General features: G+C 34.4%; 25 protein-coding genes and 1 pseudogene. 8 read left to right on the forward strand and 18 right to left on the reverse strand.

Going from position 1 to position 23,893, the window contains the following annotated elements; genetic code table 11:
• Positions 1-23 precede the first annotated feature (23 nt).
• Entirely contained in the window at positions 24-251 is a 228-nt protein-coding gene (locus tag BMW29_RS11855) for a DUF3784 domain-containing protein (protein ID WP_092653655.1), read from the forward strand.
• An 88-nt stretch (positions 252-339) separates the two neighbouring features.
• On the opposite strand, the gene BMW29_RS11860 is transcribed toward BMW29_RS11855, so the two are convergent.
• Complete coding sequence (locus BMW29_RS11860) at positions 340-1,071, reverse strand: class A sortase (RefSeq protein ID WP_245706282.1); 732 nt, start codon at positions 1,069-1,071, stop codon at positions 340-342.
• Positions 1,072-1,848: 777 nt separating this feature from the next.
• Here BMW29_RS11860 and BMW29_RS11865 point away from each other — a divergent pair.
• Entirely contained in the window at positions 1,849-2,031 is a 183-nt protein-coding gene (locus BMW29_RS11865; RefSeq protein WP_092653657.1) for a hypothetical protein, read from the forward strand.
• Between the two features lie 291 nt (positions 2,032-2,322).
• Here BMW29_RS11865 and BMW29_RS11875 read toward each other — a convergent pair whose 3' ends face one another.
• The 10 genes from BMW29_RS11875 to BMW29_RS11920 all read right to left on the reverse strand — a co-directional run bounded on the left by BMW29_RS11875 (position 2,323) and on the right by BMW29_RS11920 (position 12,217).
• Positions 2,323-2,784 (reverse strand): hypothetical protein, encoded by a 462-nt coding sequence (locus tag BMW29_RS11875; protein WP_092653661.1) that lies wholly within the window; start codon positions 2,782-2,784, stop codon positions 2,323-2,325.
• Positions 2,785-3,002: 218 nt separating this feature from the next.
• On the reverse strand, positions 3,003-3,266 hold the full coding sequence (locus BMW29_RS11880; RefSeq protein WP_092653663.1) for a type B 50S ribosomal protein L31: 264 nt from the start codon (positions 3,264-3,266) through the stop codon (positions 3,003-3,005).
• A gap of 113 nt (positions 3,267-3,379) precedes the next feature.
• Positions 3,380-4,675, reverse strand: coding sequence for a transcription termination factor Rho (rho, locus tag BMW29_RS11885; RefSeq protein ID WP_092653665.1), 1,296 nt, complete (start codon positions 4,673-4,675; stop codon positions 3,380-3,382).
• A gap of 33 nt (positions 4,676-4,708) precedes the next feature.
• Entirely contained in the window at positions 4,709-5,968 is a 1,260-nt protein-coding gene (locus tag BMW29_RS11890) for a UDP-N-acetylglucosamine 1-carboxyvinyltransferase (protein WP_092653667.1), read from the reverse strand.
• 238 nt (positions 5,969-6,206) lie between these two features.
• A complete protein-coding gene (locus tag BMW29_RS11895) occupies positions 6,207-7,805 on the reverse strand; it encodes a CTP synthase (protein ID WP_092653669.1) in 1,599 nt (532 codons plus the stop codon).
• Between the two features lie 356 nt (positions 7,806-8,161).
• A complete protein-coding gene (gene rpoE / locus BMW29_RS11900; protein WP_092653671.1) occupies positions 8,162-8,770 on the reverse strand; it encodes a DNA-directed RNA polymerase subunit delta in 609 nt (202 codons plus the stop codon).
• A 43-nt stretch (positions 8,771-8,813) separates the two neighbouring features.
• Entirely contained in the window at positions 8,814-9,230 is a 417-nt protein-coding gene (locus tag BMW29_RS11905) for a YwiB family protein (protein ID WP_177165773.1), read from the reverse strand.
• Positions 9,231-9,280: 50 nt separating this feature from the next.
• Positions 9,281-10,216: a sugar-binding transcriptional regulator gene (locus tag BMW29_RS11910; protein ID WP_092653675.1), complete on the reverse strand. Its 936-nt coding sequence runs from the start codon at positions 10,214-10,216 to the stop codon at positions 9,281-9,283.
• Between the two features lie 14 nt (positions 10,217-10,230).
• Positions 10,231-11,211, reverse strand: coding sequence for an alpha-ketoacid dehydrogenase subunit beta (locus BMW29_RS11915; protein ID WP_092653677.1), 981 nt, complete (start codon positions 11,209-11,211; stop codon positions 10,231-10,233).
• A gap of 16 nt (positions 11,212-11,227) precedes the next feature.
• Positions 11,228-12,217, reverse strand: a complete 990-nt coding sequence (locus tag BMW29_RS11920; protein WP_092653679.1) for a thiamine pyrophosphate-dependent dehydrogenase E1 component subunit alpha — start codon at positions 12,215-12,217, stop codon at positions 11,228-11,230.
• 176 nt (positions 12,218-12,393) lie between these two features.
• Between BMW29_RS11920 and BMW29_RS11925 the strand changes: the two genes are divergently transcribed.
• From BMW29_RS11925 to yidA, 4 genes are read left to right on the forward strand one after another with little or no spacing between them, the layout of a single operon-like run.
• A complete protein-coding gene (locus BMW29_RS11925; protein ID WP_092653681.1) occupies positions 12,394-12,744 on the forward strand; it encodes a hypothetical protein in 351 nt (116 codons plus the stop codon).
• Between the two features lie 2 nt (positions 12,745-12,746).
• Entirely contained in the window at positions 12,747-13,643 is an 897-nt protein-coding gene (locus tag BMW29_RS11930; protein ID WP_092653683.1) for a lipoate--protein ligase family protein, read from the forward strand.
• Positions 13,621-14,994, forward strand: a complete 1,374-nt coding sequence (locus BMW29_RS11935; RefSeq protein ID WP_092653685.1) for an HD domain-containing protein — start codon at positions 13,621-13,623, stop codon at positions 14,992-14,994. Before BMW29_RS11930 ends, BMW29_RS11935 begins: the two co-directional genes overlap by 23 nt.
• A gap of 12 nt (positions 14,995-15,006) precedes the next feature.
• The gene (gene yidA / locus BMW29_RS11940) at positions 15,007-15,825 is read left to right on the forward strand and encodes a sugar-phosphatase (RefSeq protein WP_092653687.1); all 819 of its coding nucleotides are present in this window, start codon (positions 15,007-15,009) and stop codon (positions 15,823-15,825) included.
• A 311-nt stretch (positions 15,826-16,136) separates the two neighbouring features.
• On the opposite strand, the gene BMW29_RS11945 is transcribed toward yidA, so the two are convergent.
• The 7 genes from BMW29_RS11945 to BMW29_RS11975 form a co-directional block, all read right to left on the reverse strand.
• On the reverse strand, positions 16,137-16,448 hold the full coding sequence (locus tag BMW29_RS11945) for a hypothetical protein (RefSeq protein WP_092653689.1): 312 nt from the start codon (positions 16,446-16,448) through the stop codon (positions 16,137-16,139).
• Between the two features lie 370 nt (positions 16,449-16,818).
• Complete coding sequence (locus BMW29_RS11950; protein ID WP_092653691.1) at positions 16,819-17,217, reverse strand: immunity 70 family protein; 399 nt, start codon at positions 17,215-17,217, stop codon at positions 16,819-16,821.
• A 1,655-nt stretch (positions 17,218-18,872) separates the two neighbouring features.
• A complete protein-coding gene (locus BMW29_RS11955) occupies positions 18,873-19,166 on the reverse strand; it encodes a barstar family protein (protein ID WP_092653693.1) in 294 nt (97 codons plus the stop codon).
• Between the two features lie 22 nt (positions 19,167-19,188).
• A complete protein-coding gene (locus BMW29_RS14025) occupies positions 19,189-20,610 on the reverse strand; it encodes a ribonuclease domain-containing protein (RefSeq protein WP_177165774.1) in 1,422 nt (473 codons plus the stop codon).
• Between the two features lie 20 nt (positions 20,611-20,630).
• The gene (locus BMW29_RS11965) at positions 20,631-20,837 is read right to left on the reverse strand and encodes a hypothetical protein (RefSeq protein WP_092653695.1); all 207 of its coding nucleotides are present in this window, start codon (positions 20,835-20,837) and stop codon (positions 20,631-20,633) included.
• Positions 20,838-21,128 carry a hypothetical protein gene (locus BMW29_RS11970; RefSeq protein WP_092653697.1) on the reverse strand — a complete coding sequence of 97 codons (291 nt, stop codon included), beginning with the start codon at positions 21,126-21,128 and terminating at the stop codon, positions 20,838-20,840.
• Between the two features lie 594 nt (positions 21,129-21,722).
• A complete protein-coding gene (locus tag BMW29_RS11975) occupies positions 21,723-22,181 on the reverse strand; it encodes an NUDIX hydrolase (protein ID WP_092653699.1) in 459 nt (152 codons plus the stop codon).
• A 505-nt stretch (positions 22,182-22,686) separates the two neighbouring features.
• Here BMW29_RS11975 and BMW29_RS11980 point away from each other — a divergent pair.
• The gene (locus tag BMW29_RS11980) at positions 22,687-23,613 is read left to right on the forward strand and encodes an ABC transporter ATP-binding protein (RefSeq protein ID WP_092653701.1); all 927 of its coding nucleotides are present in this window, start codon (positions 22,687-22,689) and stop codon (positions 23,611-23,613) included.
• Positions 23,613-23,893, forward strand: a pseudogene (locus tag BMW29_RS11985) (hypothetical protein); the annotation flags it as partial. The gene BMW29_RS11980 and the pseudogene BMW29_RS11985, both read left to right, overlap by 1 nt.

Consider the following 23,893-nt stretch of genomic DNA (forward strand, 5'->3'; position numbering starts at 1 on the left):
CAATAAAAAGGGAGTCCTTCATCATGCAAAATGAATTTTATATGACAGCAATTATTAGTATTGGTTTAATTATTTTGGGTATTTTGATTCGTCATGAAAAACTGCTTACGTTAATTAGCGGCTATCAGCATAAAGAAAAAAAAGAATTGGATAAAGAGGAGAGACCAGTAATTGCAAGACTTGTAGGAACTGGTTGCATTTTTATTGGCGTATTACTCTTTATTTTTGGGATGATTTTACAAGTAAAATAATGAATGCCTTTAGAAAAATCATTTGATAAAAATAAAAGCAAGCGACTTATTTTCTATTGATTATAGAAAATAAGTCGCTTGTTTTGTTTTATTGCCAACCATTCTCTGGCAATTTAAAAGCAGCCTTTGCTTCCTTAGAAGCTTCCTTCATAGGAACTTTTTCTTTTAATGTCCCTTGAACAATCAACCTGATGTCTGACTCAAAATCACAAGTAACTAATGTGACAAGCTTTTTACCTGGCACTTCGTCAATCACGTCTATACGGGTGATATCAACTTTTTCAATACTTGACACTTCATAAATATAGATATTGGTAAGATCCGTTAAATAAATCGTTTCTCCACCTTTTAGCTCAAATAATGGAGAAAATAATAATCTAGGATTTCCATTCATACGATGACTAGCTAGAGAATAGTTTCCTTCCCCCATGACCAGGTCTTCTTTCATAGTGCCCGCTCCAACAGCCAAACTAAGATTGTCGACCCCTTTAATAACTGGGAGATTTAACGAAACACTTGGAATGGCAATCCCACCAATGATATTCATACCCTCTCGCATTAATCTAGCTCTTAAAACTGTCTCAAAATCCAATTCTTTTACGGTTGAGAAATCAAATTCACCCTCTTTTTTTAGATTCTTTTGGATGGTATCTGCATCTACAGTTGATACAGCATAATCATTTCCCAGCCATGAAATAATAAATTCTTTAATAGGACCTAGAAAAATCAAAATTAAGCCTATGAATAGACAAAGTATTGCAATTGTATTTTTTAAGCCATTGTGTTTTGGTTTATTTCGTTTCTTCTCTTTTTTAGTCAAGTGGACACCTCTTTTTAGTTACGATTCAGATTAATGCATTTACAATAAGTTAAGTATACTATAATTTATTGCTTTTTCAACGATTTGTTACTTGGATTTAATACAATAAAAATAATGATACTGCTATTTGTCATAGATATACTATTGAATCGTTTCTTTTTTTTAGGCAATAAATCATTTATTTGATCTATATCATGTTTCTAAGGAAAGTATAAAGGTTCAGAGTCGAACAAGTTCAATCTGTATCATGTCTCTAAGGATTAAAAATCCTAAGAGGCATGACAATGCTAGATTTGAAGGACTTAGTGATTAAATCTTAACGTCTTATTTCCGTTTCTATGATATAGACTTTTCTACATCACACACCTAAATGTTCCTTATTACAAACAGCTTTAAATAAAAAAAGAACCTACCAAAAAAAACTGTCGTAACAACGTTTTGGTAGGTTTCTTATTATTCTGCTACATTTTAGTCTGCAAGACCGTATTTTTTAATTTGCTGTTAAATAGGAAGAAATTAGATTAAATACAGATTTTCAATCGCATTTTGAGATAAAAACATTCAATCAAATTATATATTTTTTAATCAAGGGTATTCAATTTCAAATAAAAATACTTAAAGAAATATCAACAAAAGTGTCGATTTTATATACCGTATACGATACAATTATATATGTAAGGAGGGTTAATATGAAAAATCTAACTTTATTCATTAGCCTGCTTTCTTTGGCTATCTCTATAACAACACTACTAATCATAATAAAAAGGAATGAGCGTAATGACTGAATCAAAGACTAGCGAAGCTCAAAAAGAAGCAAACAGACGGTACAGGCAAAAGAACAAGGATAAGCTAAAGGTAGGCTCATATAAACGTACCGCCCACTTATTTATTAAATCGCACGCAACATTAGAAGATATATCAAAATTAGAGCAACTTATTGAGCAAAGAAAAAAAGCCTAGAATTAATTTCTAAGGCTTTTACTTCGTTTTTAGTTATCTTTACTTTGTATCGTTAGTTTAACTCTTTTTTCTATTTTTCACAATTGTAGGAATAAAAAATATTACAGATAGAATTACATTTAATAAATAAACAACAAATAAAACTCCGACGACTGACAAAATACCGCCTTCTACATAAATTTCTTTAAAAGTATTTAATCGAAACAACAATGTAGATATTATACTTATTAAATATAAAATAATACTACAAAATAATATTTGCTTACCTATCATAATCCTATCTCCTATCAATTATAAGAATAGCATTAATGCTTTAGTTACCCACCAAGCTACAGTACCATTCATCCCTAATGCCTTACATCCAGCATATACAGCATCTTCTACTTTCCCAGTGAAATTGTCAATTACATTAAGTAATGTTGATAAACCAGCAGCTCCACCAATGGCTTTTTTAACTCCTGATGGTAACTTATTCCAAGCGGCTTTTATCGCTCGTACAGCCCAGCTAAACTTACCCCTTTGAGCTACAAACAACTCATTTCCATCTTTATCAAACGCTCTTCCCTGATCTAGTGTAATTCCTGATTCTTGACCACTTAAAATTTGAAGGATTTGAGAATCTGTAAGACCAAGTTCTTCAGTAATAGACTGTTCTGTTTCCTCAATTTGTTCTGATGCAAAAACATTTGCGGTTGGTAACAATACTCCTCCTAATGTTACAAAAGCAATGAGACTGATGACTAATTTTTTCATATGTAATTCCTCCCATATTTTTTTAGGTTTTATCAAAAACCTTATAATAACTATAGCATTTATTTTCTACACATTACTTTTTTGTGTAATATATTCACACTTTTTCAAATGAAAAATTCATAGGTAACACTATCAGTCCGATTTGACAAAGTGCCAAATAAATATAAAAAAAGAACCTATCAAAACACTGTCGTAACAATGCTTTGGTAGGTTTCTTATTATTTTGCTGCGTTTTTGTCTGCAAGACCGTATTTTTTGTTGAAACGATCCACACGTCCGTCTGCTTGGGTGAATTTTTGACGCCCAGTATAGAATGGATGTGAGTCAGATGAAATTTCCATACGGATTAATGGGTATGTGTTACCATCTTCCCATTCAACAGTTTCTTGAGATCTTCTAGTAGATCCTGATAAGAATTTAAAACCTGTTGTTGAATCCATGAAAACGACTTGTTGGTATTCAGGATGAATCCCTTGTTTCATAATTCATTCGCTCCTTTGCCCTGGGTCATTTGCTGAACCAGAGTTATTTTTTGTCAATTGACAACATTTAAATAATAGCATAATCCACCCGTGATTACAATGAAAAAAACGTCTTATCTTTTAAGATTTCTTTGGTTTTTTTCAATCAGGATTTTCTCTTCTTTGACAGCTGTAAAGAATTGCTCATTATTTTTTGTTTTGCGTAATGCTTTGATGAATTTTTCTGTAAAGGCTAATGCGTCTCCTGTCATTAGCTTACGGATTTTCCATATTTCTTCTAGTTCTGCATGTGGTACCAATAGTTCTTCTTTACGGGTACCTGATTTTTTAATATCAATAGCAGGGAAAATGCGACGTTCTGCTAACTCTCTAGAGAGGTGTAATTCCATATTCCCTGTACCTTTAAATTCTTCATAAATGACATCGTCCATTCGGCTACCTGTGTCAACTAGAGCTGTTGCCAAAATCGTTAGGCTACCGCCTTCTTCAATGTTTCTGGCTGCACCAAAAAATCGTTTTGGACGATAAAAGGCTGCTGGATCAATCCCGCCACTTAGGGTTCGACCACTTGGGGGAATCACTAGGTTATAGGCTCTGGCTAGGCGTGTAATACTATCCATTAAGATAATCACATCGCGTTTGTCTTCAACTAAACGCATGGCACGCTCTAAGACAAGCTCCGCTACCCGAACATGGTTCTCTGGCTTTTGATCAAAGGTTGAGGAAACAACATCTCCTTTAACGCTTCTTTCAATATCCGTTACTTCTTCTGGTCGCTCATCAATGAGTAAGACAATCAGCTCTGCTTCAGGATAATTTTCGCTAATACCACTGGCCATTTCTTTTAACAGAATAGTTTTACCTGCTTTTGGAGGGGCAACAATTAACCCTCGTTGGCCAAATCCAACTGGCGCTAGCATATCAATTAAACGCTTTGATAGTCCAATTTGATTGGTTTCTAAGGTCATTTGTCGATCTGGATATAGGGCTGTTAAAGCTGGGAAGTGAACACGTTCTTTTGCCTCTTCAGGATTTTTTCCATTGACGGAATCTACATGCATCAGACCATAATAACGCTCCGATGGTTTTGGTGGACGCGCTTTTCCTCCAACCTTATCCCCATTTCGCAAACCAAATCGGCGAATTTGTGAAGCTGAAATATAAATGTCCTCTTGGCTTGATGTATAGTTAATTGGACGTAGAAAACCATAGCCTTCTTGGGAAACAATGTCTAAGACACCTTCCATAATAAAAAATCCTTGATTTTCCGCTTGTGCGCGAATCACAGCTAAAGAGAGTTCTTTTTTATTCATTTGACTATAATAAGGAATGTGAAACTCCTTTGCATAGGCATAAATCTCTTTTAATGTTTTTTTCTCTAATTCAGCCAGTGTTAATAAATCACTCATTATCTGTTCTCCTCTATCTCTATATGCTGTGCTTTATTCATCACACATTTGAATATCTGCACCAAGACTTGTTAATTTTTCAACAATATGGTCATAGCCACGCTCAATATTTTCAACGCCAGTAATGGTCGTTGTTCCTTCTGCCATTAAACCTGCAATCACTAAACAAGCACCCGCTCTTAAATCACTTGCCTCAACTTCAACCCCTTGTAATTTAGAAGGGCCTTCAAATAAAATAATATCATTTTCAACTCTCGCAGATGCACCCATTCGAACAAGTTCAGGAATATGCTTCACTCGTTTTGGATAAATGGTATCAATAATCGTCCCTGTTCCTTTGGTTTTTAATAGAAGCGGGGTAAGCGGTTGTTGTAAATCTGTTGCAAAGCCAGGATAAGGAAGTGTTTTGACACTCACTGCTTTTAACTCATCGCTTGCTAAAATACGGATACTATCTTCGCCTTCTTCCATATTTACGCCCATTTCAATCATTTTTGCTAATAAGCCTTCTAAATGCTCAGGAATGATATTTTTAATCAAAACATCTTCTCCAGCAGCTGCTGCTAGCGATAAATAAGTTCCTGCTTCAATGCGGTCAGGAATAATGGTATGACGACAGCCATGTAAGGTATCTACCCCTTCAATACGCAGCATATCTGTTCCTGCACCACGAATTTTAGCGCCCATATTATTTAATAAGGTGGCAACATCAATAATTTCTGGTTCTCTTGCAACATTTTCAATAATGGTTTTGCCTTTAGCTTTCACAGCTGCTAGCATGACATTGATTGTTGCACCAATTGAAACAACATCTAAGTAGATACGTGTACCCACTAAACCATTTTCACCTGTTTCTAAATACATTGCACCCATATCATTTTCGACTGTTGCACCTAATGCACGAAAGCCTTTAATATGCTGATCAATCGGTCTTGGTCCAAGGTAACAGCCACCTGGTAAGCCAACAACACCTTTACCAAATTTACCGAGTAATGCGCCCATGAAATAGTAGGAAGCACGTAAACTTTTTATTTTGCCATTTGGCATTGGAATAGATACAATTTTTGTAGGATCAACCACCATTGTTGAACCATCAAAAGTTACAGTTGCACCCATTTCTTCTAATATATGAATCAATGAATGGACATCTTGAATATCAGGAACACCTTCTAAGGTCACAGGTGAATCTGCTAAGATGGTAGAGGGAATCAATGCTACAGCGCTATTTTTAGCCCCACTGATTGTGATTTCGCCATTCAGTTTCTTGCCACCATTAATTTTTAGTTTTTTCATCTCTATAACAGCCCTTCTTATTTGCTTATTTCGATTAGGTTCTTCTATTACATAATAGAAAAGAAAGCAGCAAATGACAATAGCAATTATGCTACATTTATTTGGTCAGCCTCATTTAGTTTCTACCTTTGTTATTTTCTCATTAAAAGAGTTATTTATCAACTCTCTTTATTGAACAATTGTTAGAAAGTCTCTCCAAAATAAAAACCCCAATCCATGAATGATTGAGGTTCCTGTTTTATTTTTTCATTGTTGCGCCAATAAAACCTTTAAATAAACTTTGTGGCTTTGTTGGGCGTGAAATAAATTCTGGATGGAACTGACTCGCAATAAAGAATGGATGATCCGCTATTTCAACAATTTCAACTAAGCGACCATCTGGCGATAAGCCTGAGAAAATCAGTCCTTTTTCTTCTAATTGTTCACGGTATTCATTGTTAAATTCATAGCGATGACGATGGCGTTCTTGTACTTCAGATACCGCACCATATGTTTCATAAGTTTTTGTGCCTTCTTTTAAGTGGCAAGGATACAAGCCTAAACGAAGGGTACCACCTAAATCTTCAATATTTTCTTGATTTTCTAATAAATCAATAATATTATGGGCACAATCTGGGTTGGTTTCAGCAGAATCTGCACCTGCTAAACCGGCAACATTTCTTGCAAATTCAATACAAGCCAACTGCATGCCTAAGCAAATCCCTAAAAATGGTACTTTTTCTTCACGAGCATATTGAATCGCAGCAATTTTCCCTTCCAAACCACGATCACCAAAGCCTCCTGGAACAAGAATACCATCTGCCGTTCCTAATAATGCTTTGACATTCTCTTTTGTCACCTGCTCTGCATTGACCCAATCAATTTCGATATCTGTATCATAATCGAAGCCAGCGTGTTTTAGAGCTTCCACAACAGAAATATAGGCATCTGGTAATTCAACGTATTTTCCAACTAAAGCAATTTTTGTTTTGTGTTTTAGATTCAAGACACGCTCTTCTAAAGCAATCCATTCTTTCATATCCGCAGCAGGTGCTTCAATTTGTAAATGGTCACAGACAATTTGGTCCATATTTTGTGCTTGTAAAGCGAGTGGAATAGAATACAGTGTCGCAGCATTGCGTGATTCAATCACTGCTTCTGGTTCTACATCACAAAATGAAGCTAACTTATCTTTTAAGCTTTGTGCAACTGGCATTTCTGTCCGAATCACAAGTAGGTTTGGTTGAATCCCTAAGCTACGTAATTCTTTCACACTATGCTGTGTCGGTTTAGTTTTCATTTCTCCAGCAGCAGATAAATAAGGAAGAAGGGTTGTATGAATATACATCACATTCTCAGCACCAACATCTGTTTTCATCTGACGAATGGCTTCTAAAAATGGTAAAGATTCAATATCGCCAACCGTACCACCAATTTCAGTAATAATAATATCTGAATCAGTTGTAGTAGCAGCACGCATGATTTTTTCTTTGATTTCATTGGTAATATGAGGAATCACTTGAACGGTTGCGCCTAAATACTCTCCTCTACGTTCTTTACGAATGACTTCTGAGTAGACTTTTCCAGTTGTAACATTTGAGTATTGATTTAAGTTAATGTCAATAAAACGCTCATAATGACCTAAGTCTAAATCTGTTTCTGCACCATCATCTGTTACAAAAACCTCACCATGCTGATAAGGACTCATTGTTCCTGGATCCACATTTAAATAAGGGTCAAACTTTTGAATGGTTACCTTTAATCCTCTATTTTTCAATAGTCTGCCTAAGGATGCCGCAGCAATTCCTTTCCCAATTGAAGATACAACGCCACCTGTTACAAAAATATACTTTGTCATATTCTTTCTACTCCTTCCAAATTCTATTCTCTCTGGGGTAAAGCAACCTATTACTTGATAACCAAATTTCCTATTCCATCTGTCTACACTATTTGTTTGCTACTCATGCTGTCACGATAAATGTTTGAATAAAAAAGAAAAATCCCTCTTACACAAGTTTGCGTAAGGGGAGTATAAATGATTTGTATTCGTCCTTTTTAAAGGAGCCCAAATGAAATATTACATAGATTTTTTTCATAAGTCAAGGATAAAACGTATTCACAGCAACATTTTATTTGTTTTTAATAAATAAAAAAATTGAATCAATTGGTCACTAAATAACCAATTGTTTCAACTCTTTTAAAACATGAGTAGAATTAGAATTCTTCCTCTTCTTCATCGTCCTCTAAATCATCTTCATCAATGATGGTTAACTCGCCTTCAATACCATCTGGTAAATCCTCTTCTTCTTCATCCCCAGTTAAAGCAGAAAGGTCTTCTTTATATTCACCTAAGTCTTCTACTTTATCTTCAACAACGCCTTCTTCATCAACAAAGACTTCCTCTTCGTCATCAGCAGCAATATCCTCATCTTCAGGATCATCTGCGTTGTAATCAATCACATCTTCATCGCCAGCTGCGGCCACAAAAGGTGTTGCTTTCTTACGTTTTTTACGACGAGGTGCTTCTTCCTCTTCTTCAGGAATGTGTGAAACTTCTTCATCAATTGAATCGATTGGATACCAAGAACGTAGTCCCCAGCGGTTTTCTCCTAATGAGATAAAACTTCCATCAATGTTCATATCTGTATAAAATTGTGATAGTTCTTGCTTCATTTGTTCAGGTGTCAAGTCGACATAGCCTGCTACTGCAGTCGCTAAATCTTGAAATAACATGACATCCCCTTTATTTTTCAAAATGGCATGAGCTACCTCAATTAATGACAATTCTTCTTTTTTAATTCCTTCAAATTGCTTTAATTCCAACTTGCACACGTCCCTTCAACAGTCTACTCTTTATCATACATTTTTATGACGAAAAATGCAATTGTAATTTATAATCTCCTAACTTTTCTTCCCCCATAAATAATTGGTAAATCACTTGGATTTCTCCTTTAGGTAGTGCTTCATCTATCAAAACACTCATCTCCTGTGTGGTTGTTTCCAACTGAAATTTGCCTTGTGGGGTCACGAATTCGCTAGGATAAGCTGTCGCTAAATCAAAACGAAGCTTGGTTTCTGTCTGACCTTTTCTCAGAATGGTAACCTGACTCTCATCTGTTACTTTTAAGGTTACCATTGTGCCAACTTCTTCTTCATAACGTAAATAATAGCTATGCGCCATTTTCACAAAAGTTGCCACACCTTTAAACTGATGATAGTCTGTTTTACCATCTTGTGTGACTTCTGTTTGGAGCTGGAGTGTCACTTGTTGCCCATTTTTCATCTTCATCTTTTCCTTGCCAGCCTTTCTATACCTTAGAATTTGCTCTTATTTTACAATGTTAAGAGCTTTTCTGCAATTGTTTGGTCAATGATTAGTGTGCGAATCGCTGCTGACTTTAAAATAGCATGGACACTTTCAGCTTTTTGCTGACCCGCCGCTAGTAGGACAACATTAGGAATTTGTTTTAATTCATCTAAGGTAACACCTATCATTCTTCTAGTAAAATCATTATCTAGTGCTTCTCCTTTTTGGTTAAAAAAAGAAGCGACTGCATCTCCAACCATTCCTTGCTTTTGTAAATGGGTAAATTCATCAGCCTCGATATACCCTAAATTTTCCCAAGTGGTTAATGAAGCTGGTTGCCCTACACCAATAAAAGCTAGATCAACTTGTCGTCCTTGATTTAAAACATCTGAAACCATTTTTGAAGCAACTAATACTTCTTTTAAATCCTTTGTTTCTGCTAAAGCTGGTGCATAAATATAGGCACATTCGCCAGATAACTTCTCAGATAATAGGAAGGAAAGATGGTTGGCATCATATTTCACATCTTGACTCGCAACACCACCTGCTAGTGGTAAAATCATGGTGTCAGGATGATGCACATAAGGCACTTCTTCAATGAATTCAGCCATTGTTGTTCCCCAAGATAAGCCAATTTTTTGTTGTGGCTTTAATTGCCCTACTAAATAGGAAGCTGCTGCTCTTGCAACATTCTTTTTTAGATGCGTGCCTGTACCTGCTACTACCACAACCTCATTTAAATTGAAGCTTTCTTCAATGGCAAGGGCTAACTTTACAGAATGGCTAGACTCATCTTTAATATAAATTTCAACCATTCCTAATTCTTTTGCTTGTTGTAGCATTTTAGAAATAATTGGTCTTGAAATCCCCATTTTTTTGGCAATTTCTGATTGTGTCAATCCATGATCATAGTATAAGGTCGCTACTTTTAGCATTTTTCTTCGATCTTCTGTGAGTCGCATCTTTGGCCTCCTTTCTATTGTTTCATTAATGATAAGACTGCTTCATAGATATTGCTTACTTGTGGAATGGCGTTTTGCTCTAGCTGCGGTTGATAAGGCATGGGTACTGCTTCTCCACCTAAGCGCTTAATGGGGGCCTTTAACGCATAAAATCCATCGCTTTCTGCTACTAAGCTTGCGACTTCTCCTCCAAATCCACTGCGCTTCACTGCTTCATGAACGACTAGCAAGCGTCCTGTTTTTTTCACTGAGGTGATAATCGTTTCGATATCCAAAGGGACTAAGGTTCTTGGATCAATGACTTCAACAGAAATGCCTGCTTCTTGCGCTTGCTCCGCAACCTTTAGCGCCTTATGCACCATGATTCCTGTTGCGACAATTGTGACATCTGTTCCTGTCTGCTTAATATCTGCAACCCCAAAGGGAATGGTGTATTTGCCAGCTGGTACATCGCCTGTCATTTTATAGCATAATTTATGTTCATAAAACATCACTGGATTCTGATCCTCAATGGCTGTATGCAATAAGCCTTTTGCATCATAAGGAGTAGATGGCTGTACTACTTTCAAGCCAGGAATGTGTGCGGTCCAATTTTCTAAGCTTTGAGAATGCTGCGCGGCTGCACCTGTTCCTGAACCGCCTGCTGTGCGCATGACTAAAGGAACACTGGCTTTGCCACCATACATATAGTGAATTTTTGCTGCTTGATTCACGATTTGGTCTAAAGCAATGGTTATAAAATCAGAGAATTGTAGCTCAAAAATAGGACGCATTCCTGTCATAGCTGCACCAACAGCTGCCCCTGCAATTGCACTTTCCGAAATAGGCGTTGCACGAACACGTTTGTTACCATATTTTTCAATTAAGCCTTTTGTTGCACCAAAACCACCACCATAAACGCCAATATCTTCTCCTAATAAAAAGACAGATTCATCTTCTGCTAATGCTTCATCTAACGCTTCATTGACAGCTTCTAAATAAGTTCGTTCTCTCACTTGATTGCCCTCTTTCTTAGTCTACATAGACATTTTCATAAAGTGCTGATGCTGCTGGTAAGGTACCTGCCTCAGCAAATATCACAGCTTGTTCAACGGCTTCTTTTCTATTTGCTTCAATTTGCTGACTAGCTTCTTTTGTTAGAATTCCTGCTTGAATCAGTAATTTTTCGGTTAATTGAAGCGGATCATGGTTGGTTTCCCAATGTAATTCTTCTTCTCTTGTGCGATAAATCCGCTGATCAGATTTTGAATGGCCTTTAAAACGGTAAGTTTTAGCTTCAATTAACGTCGGTCCTCTGCCTTTTTTGGCTTTTTCAATTGCTTGATAGGTTGCATCAACAACTGCCACAATATCGTTGCCATCAATGGTTACACCTTCTATGCCATAAGCTGCGCCTCGTTCGGATAAATGGGGAATATTCACCATTTCTTTAATTGAGCTGCTCATGCCATATTGATTATTTTCAATAAAGAAAACGACAGGTAGTTGCCAAATAGAGGCTAAATTTAAAGCTTCATGAAAGCTTCCTTCATTGGTCGAACCATCTCCAGCATAACAAATTGTGACTTGATCTTTTCCTTGCATTTGTGAGGAAAGAGCTGCCCCAACTGCAATTGGATACCCTGCACCAACAATTCCGTTTGAGCCTAAATTGCCCTTATCAAGATCTGCAATATGCATACTACCGCCTTTTCCATTATTTGTCCCATTTTCTCGTCCAAATAACTCCGCCATCATCTGATTCATCTCTGTATTTTTGGCAATACTATGACCATGACCTCGATGAGTTGAAGTAATCCAATCTGTTGGTCTTAATAAATAACCACTTCCAGCTGCTGTTGCTTCTTGTCCAATCGATAAATGAGTGGTTCCATGGATTTTCCCTGCAAGAAATAAGGTTTCAACTTTTTCATCAAATAGACGAATATCCCACATTTTTTGATAAATGTTGAGAAAGTCTTGATCCGTTAGTCCTGCCTTGTTTTGAATCGATTGACCCATTCTTTTCAGCCTCCTTTTTACATTTGTAAACATGTTCATCATTTGTAAACATTATAAAGAGTCAGGGTTTTTACGTCAATCAAATTTATAAAATCTTAGGAAGTTTTCATTTTCATCTACAATATTTGATTTTTTTTAAGGATTTTCGTTTATAATAGAAGATGAGGTGAAAAATTATGCTAATAAACAATGAAGAAACTACGCTCTTTTGTATTTATTGCCAATCAGAAACACCACATACTGTCAGCTATGTGAATCACACCATTTCTGCGATTGCCTGTGAGGCCTGTGGTAACCAAATGAGTATTGATGTAGATGCGATGCAAGAATTCCATCAATATATTTATGAGCGTTTTTCAACAAAGGCCAGTAGAATGTCCGAAGAAGCGCGTCAAGATTTAAATACCTTTTTGAAATCATTGCCAATGCGTATTATTAGTAAGCCTGCTCGTTTTAGTTCTGAATACAATCAATTAAGTAAAGAAGTCAAAAATTATTTGAATAACATAAAAAAGGATGACGAATAACCATGTCGCAAGTACCTGAAACAACCAATCATTTACAGCAAACATTTGCAATTTTTAATGATGTTGCTGATGTTTTACCAAATGCCCAGCAGACACCTGCCGTTTTTGCTTTGGGCGATAGCTTAACAGAACAAGTCGGAAAAGAACTGCTGCCTGGTGTTGTCCATTTTTGGCAAAAGAAAGCCTTACTAATTTTAGGAATGATTGATACAAAGCTCCCTTATTTTGATGAAGCTTTGCTGGAATTAACCAATCAGCAATACCCTTTTCTAGTTAGAAATGCTGGTGGCTTAGCTGTTGTAGCTGATGAAGGTGTGTTAAACTTTTCTTTAATTTTATCTGAAACTGCAGGGAAAATTTCCATTCCACAGGGTTATCAATATATGTTGCAGATTATTCAAGAAGCTTTTGCTGATTTTCATCTGCCTATTGAAGCCTATGAAATTGTTGATTCTTATTGTCCAGGGGATTATGACTTGAGCATTCATGGAAAAAAATTCGCTGGGATTGCACAAAGACGTTTAAAAAATGGTGTCGGAGTCATGATTTATTTAAGTGTCAATGGCTCCCAGGCGCAACGTGTTGCTTTAGTGCAAGACTTTTATCAAGCTGGTAAAAAGGATGCCGTTACCAAATGGCATTATCCAAACGTTTCGAATGAAGTGATGGCTTCTTTAGATGAGCTATTAGGTGTATCTTTAACCATTGAAGAAGTTGAAACACGTATTTTAAAGGCAATGAAAAAATTAGGTGCAACTTTCCAAAATGGACAGTATAACCAAGAAATTGTCGCAAGTTATGAAGCGGCATATCAAAAAATGATCAAAAGAAATCAGCAGTCATTAGGTGCTTATTTTTTTGAAGGAGGAACTTCAAATGGAGCAAATTCCTTATCGTGAGCAGCTCTTAGCAAATGAAAAAGTATTTCGAGATCCTGTTCATGATTATATCCATGTGCAGCATCAAGTGATATTGGATTTAATAAACACCAAAGAAGTCCAAAGGCTTCGTAGAATTAAACAATTAGGCACCACCAATATTACCTTTCATGGCGCAGAACATAGTCGTTTTACCCATTCATTAGGGGTTTATGAAATTACGAGAAGAATTTGTGACCGTTTTTTACGTTCCTATTCTATTGCCGATTTAGGCGAGGATGGCTGGGATGATCAAGAACGTTTAGTCGCATTATGTGCCGCCCTTTTACATGATGTGGGTCATGGTCCTTATTCTCATACCTTTGAGCATATTTTCCAAACAAATCATGAAGCGATTACGGTAGAAATTTTGACCTCACCTGAAACGGAGGTTTGCCAAGTTTTAAGTCGTGTTTCAGCGGATTTCCCTGAAAAAGTTGCAAGTGTGATTCAGAAAACTTATCCAAATCAGCAAGTCGTTCAGTTGATTTCGAGTCAAATCGATGCAGATCGAATGGACTATTTATTAAGAGATGCCTATTATACCGGCGTCAACTATGGTACTTTTGATTTAACCCGTATTTTAAGAGTGATTCGTCCTTATAAGGATGGTATTACTTTCCAATATTCTGGGATGCATGCGGTAGAGGATTATATTGTCAGTCGTTACCAAATGTATATGCAGGTTTATTTCCACCCTGTTACAAGAAGCGCCGAAGTGATTCTTGATCACTTATTAATGCGCGCAAAAGAGCTTTATGAGGATGTGGATTATCAATTTTTAACCTTACCAACACTGCTAATTCCATTTTTAGAGCATGACTTTACTTTAAATGATTATTTAATGCTGGATGATGGTGTCTTAAATACCTATTTCACGATGTGGCGTTTAGAAGAGGATGCAATTTTAAGCGATTTAGCGCAACGCTTTTTAGATCGTCATTTATTTAAATCCGTTGCTTTCAATGCTGAAATAGATTTAGAGACTATCAAAAAATTGAAAACCATTGTCCAAAATTATGGCTATCATGTCGATTATTATACAGCCATTAATAATAGTTATGATTTACCCTATGATTTATACCGACCTGAACAAGAAAAAAATCGCACACAAATTGAATTAATCTATCCAGATGGCAGCTTAATTGAGCTTTCAAAAGCCAGTGATATTGTAGCAGCGTTGACTGGAAAAGGGAAAGGCGATAAACGTTTTTATTTTCCTAAAGAGATTCTTCAAGAGAAGCACACCAAAGAAATTGATTTATTTGAACCAATGTTACAAGAATTTAAAAAATATATTCATAATGATGAGATTCAATCTCTTCATAGATAAAGGAGAAGAAACATGCCAATCGAACTAATTGCTATTGATTTAGATGGAACATTGCTCAATGACCACAAAGAGGTCACACCAAAAGTTAAAGAGACTTTAGGGCGTGCAAAAGCACAAGGAATTAAAGTGGTGCTTTGTACAGGAAGACCACTAGTAGGGGCGTTAGAGTACTTAGATATTCTAGGCTTAGAAGAAGAAGGTGACTATTGTATCACTTATAATGGTGCTCTTGTTCAAAGTAGTCATGATGGAAAAGCCATTGTTCATCATACGCTAAACTTTGAGGACTTTTTAGCCATTGAAAAATTAAGTCGTGAGGTAGGGGTTCATTGTCATACAATTGATATGAATGCTGTTTATACTGCTAATAAAAACATCGGTCGTTATACCGTTCGAGAATGTTATTTAACAGGAATGCCTTTACAATATTGTGCCGTCTCCGACATGGATCAAAACATTGAAATTGGGAAAATGATGATGATTGATGAACCAGATATTTTAGATGCGGGAATTGCCCAATTACCTCCTTCATTCTTTGAAAAATATACGGTTTTAAAAAGTGAACCCTTTTATTTAGAAATTTTAAATAAAGGTGCAAGCAAAGGAAATGCTGTCGCTGGTTTAGCTGAGTATTTAAATATTCCAAGAGAAAATGTCATGGCAATCGGTGACAACGAAAATGACCTAGATATGATTGAATATGCTGGGATGGGTGTTGCGATGGATAATGCCGTTCCTAAAGTTAAAGCTGTCGCTGACTATATTACGAAAAGTAATACTGAGGACGGCGTTGCTTATGTGGTTGAAAAATATGCTTTAGAGCAAGCTTAAATAAAACAAAAACAAAACCTTTGATTCTCTGCTGAAACAGCGATTATCAAAGGTTTTTCTAATTAAATAACAGTTACTTCTTTAGCTGTTTGATAAATTCAGCAAATGACCAGTATAGAAATTTTCAAGTGGGATTATTTTTTCTTCCATAATCAGTTTCTGTTGTTATTTTTCAGTCCGTTTGATAGTGTTTATTAAAGCATCGTAGTTTAATAATCAGATAGGCAATAATGAATTTGGAAACTAGAAATCAAAGTAACTAATTTTGCTTTTCACTGTCATAAAACCATCTATTCCCCCGTTTATGCGGACTACGCTTCCACACTTACAGAAATTGCTGTGCCAAAACATATTTTTGCAACTTCAATATCCTCTCGTAAAATTTTTAAATACATATCTTCTTTTTTTAATTGAGTTATATTGTTTAAACCCACAGAGAATATATCTCTATTATTTTCTTGTAAAAAAATATTTATTTGTTTTTCATAACTATAAATAAAAAGTATCAGTTGCATATTTTTTTTTGAAAATCGATATATATATTGCCCATCTCCATAATTATCTGTCAAACTTTTCCCTTCAGATAAAAACAGTTCCATAAGTTCTAATTCATCATATTTCATTTCTACAAACTCCTTTACTATTTTGGCATGACAGTGATAATATCTCCTACATTATTCGTTATGACAGTCACATCATTTGTTTCAAATAATTCATTCGTTTTTTGTTGAGTAGACATTTTGCTTTACTTCCTTTCCAAATAGTTATTTGTTATATTAGAAAGCTCACTCAATGACTATTCGCTAAGATTAATGTAAGTTAATCCTCTATCGTTAGAAATGATACCTTTAGGAGTTAACGAACTTTTACCATATATACTGATTCTATAATAAGGTTTCCCTCTTCAACCACTTGTTCCATCCATAATTCCAATAACAATGTGGTTCTCCTTTTAGCTTTTTCTTTGTTTCTCTAATTATAGACTTTTGATTTCTAATTGCACTTTTTCGTGTATGGCCTATTTAAAGCGTCATCAAGAACACTAAATAGATTTTCCCCATCACTTGTGACAAAATAATCAGCTAATGTTTTAATATCTTGGCTAATATTACTGCCCCAAGGTGGACTTTTTTGTAAATTTTTAGCATCCCATATAATTTTATTAGGTGCTAATTTAAAAAGCTCTTGTTTTATTTCTGATAATTCATTCTTAGCTATATTTAATTCATCAATATCTAAAGTTCCTGAATACAAATTTTTCATAATTAAGGGAAATCTACTTCCCCATTTTTTATTTTCTAAATTCACGTATACTGTTGAAAAAAATGAATTAAAAAATTCTCCTGTACCTATTGAATACCATAAAAAATCTACTTTAATTCCCACTGTCATAAAATCAACTCTTAAATATAATTTCTACATCGATATTTGTCTTCTCTAATATCTTGCTACGAATTTCTTTTAGTAATTCGTTAGTGATCGTTTGACCACGTACATCTATTATGATAGTTTGTCGTGTCCCTTTTGGCAAATTATCAACTCTATGCAAAATCTGTTTACTGCTCTTCCTCTACATTTTTACCAAACAAAATCATTCATAATCTGTCATCATAGTGGTTGCAAGAAGTTCTAAAGGATGTCAAAACTATTTTTTATAAAACTGAATATTTCCTTTAACAGTGTATTTTTTTCTTGTTAAAATACTAAATCTATCATACTTAAGATGAAATAATAGGATATCTCTTTGTGTAAGTTCAAAAGATATACATTTTTTCGAATAATTATCTTTTCGTATAAACGGAATAGCATTTTTAACGGTAAATCTTTATAAAAATCAGCTAAAACAAAAGTATCTTTTTTTGTATAATAAGAAATAGTGCCAAGATAACCAAGGATTTCTTTCACATGTAAACTATTTGAGGCCTATCTTCAATTCTATACATTGAATGTGAATATAGATTACTATCCTATCAATCTTCCCATTTTTTCAGTAGTAAAATTCTTTTTAAATCGTACACACTAAATAAGGCTACTTATTCGCACATTGATTTAAAAGAATCAATGAATATTTTTGTCTCTTATTCCAAGAAGTTATGTGATAGAACTACTATCAAACATACAAAAATAAAGCCCTTGATTCTCTGCTGAAACAGCAAGAATCAAAGGTTTTTCTAATTAAATAACTGTTACTTCTTTAACTGTTTGATAAATTCAGCAAGTGATCAGTATAGAAATTTTCAAATTGTGATTATTTTTTCTTCCATTTACCAGCTACATAAAAATAGCCAAGATTATAGAAATATGTATCTCTAAAAATTGAATAAAAGTATTACATTTGAACAATCACGATAGTTGCCTACAGTCATATCAAACCTACTTTACCGTTTTTTCATTACTATGCTTAAACGCTCATTTGCAAGCACACTATAACCTGAATGTTATTTTCTATTAAATTGAATAGGGGTTTATATTTTTGATCTAAAAAAATATGCTTTTATTTCTTGATAACCCAGTAGTTCAACAAAGTACTGAAGAAAGGGATTTACTTGGATTTAGCAAGAAGTTACCATTAGAATCTTAAAAATATTAACTTCTAACTGCAAATATTTATGACCTACTGCTGAGAAAGATTCTGTGATAAATCATATTGAATCAAAATGGAAAAAGAATCTCTAACATTTTTAGAGAATTCACAAATGCAGAGTTCATTTAAAACCCAATTCAATTACCTTCTAAAAGGTAATCGAGGTAGACCAATTAAAATTCACAAAGAAAGTCCCTTGAACTGCCTTGGCTCAAGGGACTTCGTTTAATTCACGTTATGGAAACTAAGATTCTATCTGTTTCCAGCAGTCATTATAATCAATAAAGCAATGTCTATAAAAAACATATAAACTAAAAATAGACCAACAGGCATTTTTTGATAATTTTTATTGATATATCTCGGTCTAAAAAATGCATAAACTATTAAAAATGAAAAAAATTCAGTCCCATAAAAGATCCTAGTAAATATGCCATTGTATCCTCCTGTGATAAAGACCTTTATTTTATTTATATTCTATCTCAACTTTTAGTACAGGGTATTTTTTATTAAAGTCATGAAGCATCTCTTTTAATAAATTTGCTTCACTTGGAATAGAGTTTTCTAAATCTGACCAATTTTCAAATATTATTTTCTCTGGTAATTCAACTAATCCAGTTATAGTATCCCAAAAAGCATCCCAATTTTCACCATAATAATCAGGAAAATCAAGATTTTGTTTTAATAAAATTTGTAATTCTTCTTTAGTTGATACATTTTTTAAGTCTATTATGACTTCCCTTTTTTCTGAATCGCACATATTTTTTTCACTCCTATAATTTCTAATAATTTCCAATGAAATGCATTGTTTTATAGTGGTCTGTTGTTATATAGAGCAAACCATCATTTGAGTAAAGTAACCTTGTCCCAGGTTGCTTAGCTCGTGATAGGTCTCCTATCAATCCTACATCTGCCTCACGCCACACTCTTCCTGGAACTTCAGGTAAAAGTTTAGTGGAATTTTGATAAATATCTCCACCAATTTGTCCCCCAGGCACATAATTTTCTAAGGCTTTTCCTGGTCTCCACCCATTCTCAATTGCCAAATCTTTTGAAATGAAATTATCTGGCAACTTACCAGTTTCTCCTAAACTATCAACAAGTGGATTAGCCTTTTCAGTAGTTCTTAAAACGTCTTTGTATTTTTCATGTAAGCCAACATTTTTAGGACTGTTAGATCCATTTCCTGTACTGGGCTTACTAGCTTTCTCAAATTTAGAGGGTTGATTCAATTTATTTATAGACCAAGCAAGATAAGCTTGTATGCCCAATACGCCTATCAAATATTCAGGACCTTTATGTTCATAAATATCTGATGTATCTTGCGCAATCCCTTCAATAATAACAAATGGATTGTTGTAAATCATTTTTAAACCATTTACTGTACCATCTACTGTCTGAGTAGAAAAGGGGTGTGGTTGATAACCAAATCTTTTAGCAAGTATCACATCTGTTACAGAACCTGTTAGATTAACTCCGGATTCTGCTGTACTCGTTACGGTTTTGGTAAACCATTCTGAGGCACCATCTAATGTTTTGATTGGTGCGTTTTTGACTTTTTTAGATATGTAAGCTTTTTTCTCATCACGTGAGCCATATTTATCTTGTAGTTTTCTTGCCTGACTTGCAAAATCATCATCTATATCTTCATAGGGGATCACATGATTTTCATGAATGGCTTTCATACAGTCAATCAGTTCATTTAATTTTCTTTGATAGCTTGGCATACAACTTGTTTTAATATCATCCATTTGTCGTGCATTATATCGTTCTTTGTCTGCTTCATCCTTATCTAGGGTAATTAGACCGCCCCAATCAATCTCAAATTTATCAATGGTTAAGGATTTAATATTCAGATTGTGTTTATCTTCAAGTGTAAATAAATTCCAATAAATATCATTTCGACTAACCCTCGTCATACCATGCAATTGAAGTGGCTGGATATGCCGATTCATTTCTTCTTTATACTGAGAAAACAAGTTGAATAAGTCTCTCACTTCTTCTTGCTGTTCATCAATTTGCTTTACTAAAACTATTTTATTTGTTTCAAGCGCTTTAACTCCTTTACCTGAGTTATGCGTTGAAATATTATTTTGGATGCTCTCTATACTGTATCTCGCTTGTTCTAAACTGTCTCTATATTTATATAATTTGGTACAGATATCATCAATCACACCAAAATTTATTTGTAAATCTCGTTTCATAGATGCTCCTCTTTGTTGATTTATTTAAAATAATAGGCTCTTAAAGCTTCTTGAAAGTTACGACAGGTAACTAGGTACTCGTTTAAATATTCTTCCATTTGTTCACGTTGTACCACATTATCAAAATCCATATCTGATACTTCTTTCGAGACAGAAGTCATTGCATCATCAATCATCCCACACCATTTATTTACCATGGTTGTACAAAAATCATAGGTATGTCCCATTTATGTCATCTCCTCTGCCATTTTATCATCTGCTTCAACAAAGGATTCTTTTAAATCACCAATCTGCTGATGATATTTTTTCATGTTTTTAATCAAACTTTCCGCTTTTGTATCCTCCATAAAAGACAATAGTGTATCTGCTTGTGAAGTGAAATCGCTGTTGAAATGAGACATGTCTGACCGAACTTCTTGAATAAATTTCTTTCCGTATGTCGAAAAATCGTTGATGTTCCGTTCTAGCTGTTTTAAATCATTGTTTATTTCATCAATATTTACTTTAATAGGTTCCATTTTTCCCTCCCTCTAAGATGCGTTACTTAAACTATTATGTAATGCTATTGATTTTTATTCAAGTCTTTTTTATGGTTCTCATAAAAATAATAGGTTTCCAATAAAATCCGAAAGCTGATTTTATAAAAGTTGCTTCTTTTTCATTTTTATAGCTTAAATTTATTTTTGAGCTAGTTTATTTAAATCACACACCTTAAGTATTAAAATAGTACTTTCTGCAAGAACAGCATTTTTAACAGTAAATCTTTATAAAAATCAGCTAAAACAAAAATATCTTTTTTGTATAATAAGAAATAGTGCCAAGATAACCAAGGATTTCTTTCACATGTAAACTATTTGGGACCTATCTTCAATTCTACATATTGAATGCGAATATAGATTACTATCCTATCAATCTTCCCATTTTTGTCAGTAGTAAAATTCTTTTTAAATCGTACACACTAAATAAGGCTACTTATTCGCACATTAATTTAAAAGAATCAATGAATATTTTTGTCTCTTATTCCAAGAAGTTATGTGATAGAACTACTATCAAACATACAAAAATAAAGCCCTTGATTCTCTGCTGAAATAGTGAGAATCAAAGGCTTACTGTTACTTCTTTAGCTGTTTGATAAATTCAGCAACCGCCCAACGATGACTGCCTCGTTTTAGCTTCAACAACGCTTCTTCGTATGGAAACCATTCTAGTGTGTTAAAGCGCTCCAATGGTGGACATTTTTCCTTCCATTGATCCGCAACATAAAAATAACCTGGATTATGGAAATAAGTATCTCTAAAGCTGGAATAAAAATATTCATCTGAGCGGCCAAGATACTGGCCTACTTTTACTTGAAAGCCTAGCTCTTCCATACATTCCCTAGTGAGCGTTTCTTCATTTGTTTCCTGACCTTCAATTTCTCCACCGGGTAAAAAATAAGCACCGTTAGGGGGTGAAACAAGAATCATTTGCTTTCTTGCTTCATCTGCTACAATCATGTAAGCACCTATTCTTTGTTCATATGTTTGATCTTGTAGCTTTTTTCCAAAAATAGGAATGTTATTTTTTTCCATGTGGTTCTCCTTTTAACTTTTTATTTATCTTATCATATTCCTCATTTTTTATTAATAGTCAATTACGGTTTTATTAAGAAAATCTTCTCTTATTAAACTGCATCTCAAAAAACACAGTGGGTTAATAAATGAATGCATCTCTTTGAACAATTCTTAGAAAACGATACATTAGATAATATGAATCATCAGGCTTTAATAGCAAACATAAAATTTCTCCTTGGTTGATTTCAAATGGTATTCCATGAATAACTTATTTTGCTTGATGGCTTTTTCTATTTTTTCACTTCTATATATGATTGATTGCGGATTCCAATTAATCGCACGAATGATCTTGTAAAAAAGGTTTATTTTGACTTTTTAGGGATTTAAGAAATAGTTAATAATTGGTTAAGAGACCATTTAAGAGATGCTTGGTATAGTTATGGTGTTGAAAGGAAAACAACACAGTTGCTTGAAACAAACAACGTGTAGCCTACATAACTAAAAAAAGAGGAGTGGAACATAAATGACTGAAGCAGTATTATCATTAAAAAATGTTGGAAAAAAATTTGGTAAAGAAGAAGCACTGAAAAGCGTGACACTAGAAGTAAAAAAAGGAGATATCTACGGTTTAATTGGAAGAAATGGTGCGGGTAAAACCACCATTATGAAATTAATCACTGGCTTATCTGAACAAACATCTGGTGAAATTGTGCTACTAGGAAAAAATAAACGTACTAGAGAATATAGCAGTGTCTTACAGCGTATTGGCTCTGTAATTGAAGCACCTGCGGCTTACAATAAATTATCTGCTTATGAAAATATGAAAATCATTTGTATTCAAAAAGGCATTCATGATTTATCTGTGATTGAAGAAGCTTTAACTTTTGTGAATTTAGCGGATACAAAAAAGAAAAAGTTTAAAAACTTTTCATTAGGGATGAAACAACGATTAGGCATTGCCATGGCATTAGTCAGCAATCCAGACTTCTTGATTTTAGATGAGCCCATTAACGGCTTAGATCCAATTGCCATTATTGAATTTAGAGAAATTATTGAGCGGATCAACCGTGAAAAAAATACAACGATTTTAATCTCAAGTCATATTTTAACAGAGCTTTATCATGTCTCAACTCGCTTTGGCTTCATCCATGAGGGTCAAATGGTACAAGAATTAACCAAAGCCGAGTTTGATGCATCAAATACAGAGGCAATTGTTGTCAAAATTGATGATGTCAACAAAGCAGCTATGTTATTAAAAGAAAAAATTGGTGATACATTTGAAGTTGTTGCACAAGATGAAATTCATATTTTTACTGAGAAGCAATCTGTTAGAGAAATCAATATGCTCCTCGCAGCAAATGGCGTTCTAGTAGATTACATCGGAAAAAAAGAAAACAGTTTAGAAAACTATTACACAAATCTAGTGAGCAGTCTTAAGGAGGAAGTATAATGTTACGTTTAATTAAAGCAGATTTCTATCGATTATTTCATTCAAAAGGGTTTTATATGATTTTAATAGCTATTATTGGGTTGGCTGGTTCTGTTGTCTTATCTGAGGCGTTTACTTCAATTGGCGTAAGTACAGAAACTTCTGCAGTAATGGAAGCCTATGGTAATGCTGTATGGACGCCTGAAATTGCGCTTAAAGGAGCACTTTCATCAAGTAGTATCTTAAATTATCTTTTCATTGGCTTCTTTGTGATCATTTCTGGTTACGAGTTTTCTCAAAA

Source organism: Isobaculum melis, from assembly GCF_900111355.1.
In the GTDB taxonomy this organism is placed as follows: Bacteria; Bacillota; Bacilli; order Lactobacillales; family Carnobacteriaceae; genus Isobaculum; species Isobaculum melis.

Excerpts from the sequence above, each read along its gene's own strand:
- BMW29_RS11905 (WP_177165773.1), bottom strand. The coding sequence starts at position 9,230 with ATGAAAAATGGGCAACAAGTGACACTCCAGCTCCAAACAGAAGTCACA.
- BMW29_RS11925 (WP_092653681.1), top strand. The coding sequence starts at position 12,394 with ATGCTAATAAACAATGAAGAAACTACGCTCTTTTGTATTTATTGCCAA.
- BMW29_RS11965 (WP_092653695.1), bottom strand. The coding sequence starts at position 20,837 with ATGGGACATACCTATGATTTTTGTACAACCATGGTAAATAAATGGTGT.
- BMW29_RS11955 (WP_092653693.1), bottom strand. The coding sequence starts at position 19,166 with ATGTGCGATTCAGAAAAAAGGGAAGTCATAATAGACTTAAAAAATGTA.
- BMW29_RS11895 (WP_092653669.1), bottom strand. The coding sequence starts at position 7,805 with ATGACAAAGTATATTTTTGTAACAGGTGGCGTTGTATCTTCAATTGGG.
- BMW29_RS11865 (WP_092653657.1), top strand. The coding sequence starts at position 1,849 with ATGACTGAATCAAAGACTAGCGAAGCTCAAAAAGAAGCAAACAGACGG.
- BMW29_RS14025 (WP_177165774.1), bottom strand. The coding sequence starts at position 20,610 with ATGAAACGAGATTTACAAATAAATTTTGGTGTGATTGATGATATCTGT.
- BMW29_RS11930 (WP_092653683.1), top strand. The coding sequence starts at position 12,747 with ATGTCGCAAGTACCTGAAACAACCAATCATTTACAGCAAACATTTGCA.
- BMW29_RS11920 (WP_092653679.1), bottom strand. The coding sequence starts at position 12,217 with ATGGGTCAATCGATTCAAAACAAGGCAGGACTAACGGATCAAGACTTT.
- BMW29_RS11980 (WP_092653701.1), top strand. The coding sequence starts at position 22,687 with ATGACTGAAGCAGTATTATCATTAAAAAATGTTGGAAAAAAATTTGGT.
- rho (WP_092653665.1), bottom strand. The coding sequence starts at position 4,675 with ATGAGTGATTTATTAACACTGGCTGAATTAGAGAAAAAAACATTAAAA.
- yidA (WP_092653687.1), top strand. The coding sequence starts at position 15,007 with ATGCCAATCGAACTAATTGCTATTGATTTAGATGGAACATTGCTCAAT.
- BMW29_RS11935 (WP_092653685.1), top strand. The coding sequence starts at position 13,621 with ATGGAGCAAATTCCTTATCGTGAGCAGCTCTTAGCAAATGAAAAAGTA.
- BMW29_RS11910 (WP_092653675.1), bottom strand. The coding sequence starts at position 10,216 with ATGCGACTCACAGAAGATCGAAGAAAAATGCTAAAAGTAGCGACCTTA.
- BMW29_RS11975 (WP_092653699.1), bottom strand. The coding sequence starts at position 22,181 with ATGGAAAAAAATAACATTCCTATTTTTGGAAAAAAGCTACAAGATCAA.
- BMW29_RS11880 (WP_092653663.1), bottom strand. The coding sequence starts at position 3,266 with ATGAAACAAGGGATTCATCCTGAATACCAACAAGTCGTTTTCATGGAT.
- BMW29_RS11875 (WP_092653661.1), bottom strand. The coding sequence starts at position 2,784 with ATGAAAAAATTAGTCATCAGTCTCATTGCTTTTGTAACATTAGGAGGA.
- BMW29_RS11890 (WP_092653667.1), bottom strand. The coding sequence starts at position 5,968 with ATGAAAAAACTAAAAATTAATGGTGGCAAGAAACTGAATGGCGAAATC.
- BMW29_RS11950 (WP_092653691.1), bottom strand. The coding sequence starts at position 17,217 with ATGACAGTGGGAATTAAAGTAGATTTTTTATGGTATTCAATAGGTACA.
- BMW29_RS11945 (WP_092653689.1), bottom strand. The coding sequence starts at position 16,448 with ATGAAATATGATGAATTAGAACTTATGGAACTGTTTTTATCTGAAGGG.
- BMW29_RS11855 (WP_092653655.1), top strand. The coding sequence starts at position 24 with ATGCAAAATGAATTTTATATGACAGCAATTATTAGTATTGGTTTAATT.
- BMW29_RS11970 (WP_092653697.1), bottom strand. The coding sequence starts at position 21,128 with ATGGAACCTATTAAAGTAAATATTGATGAAATAAACAATGATTTAAAA.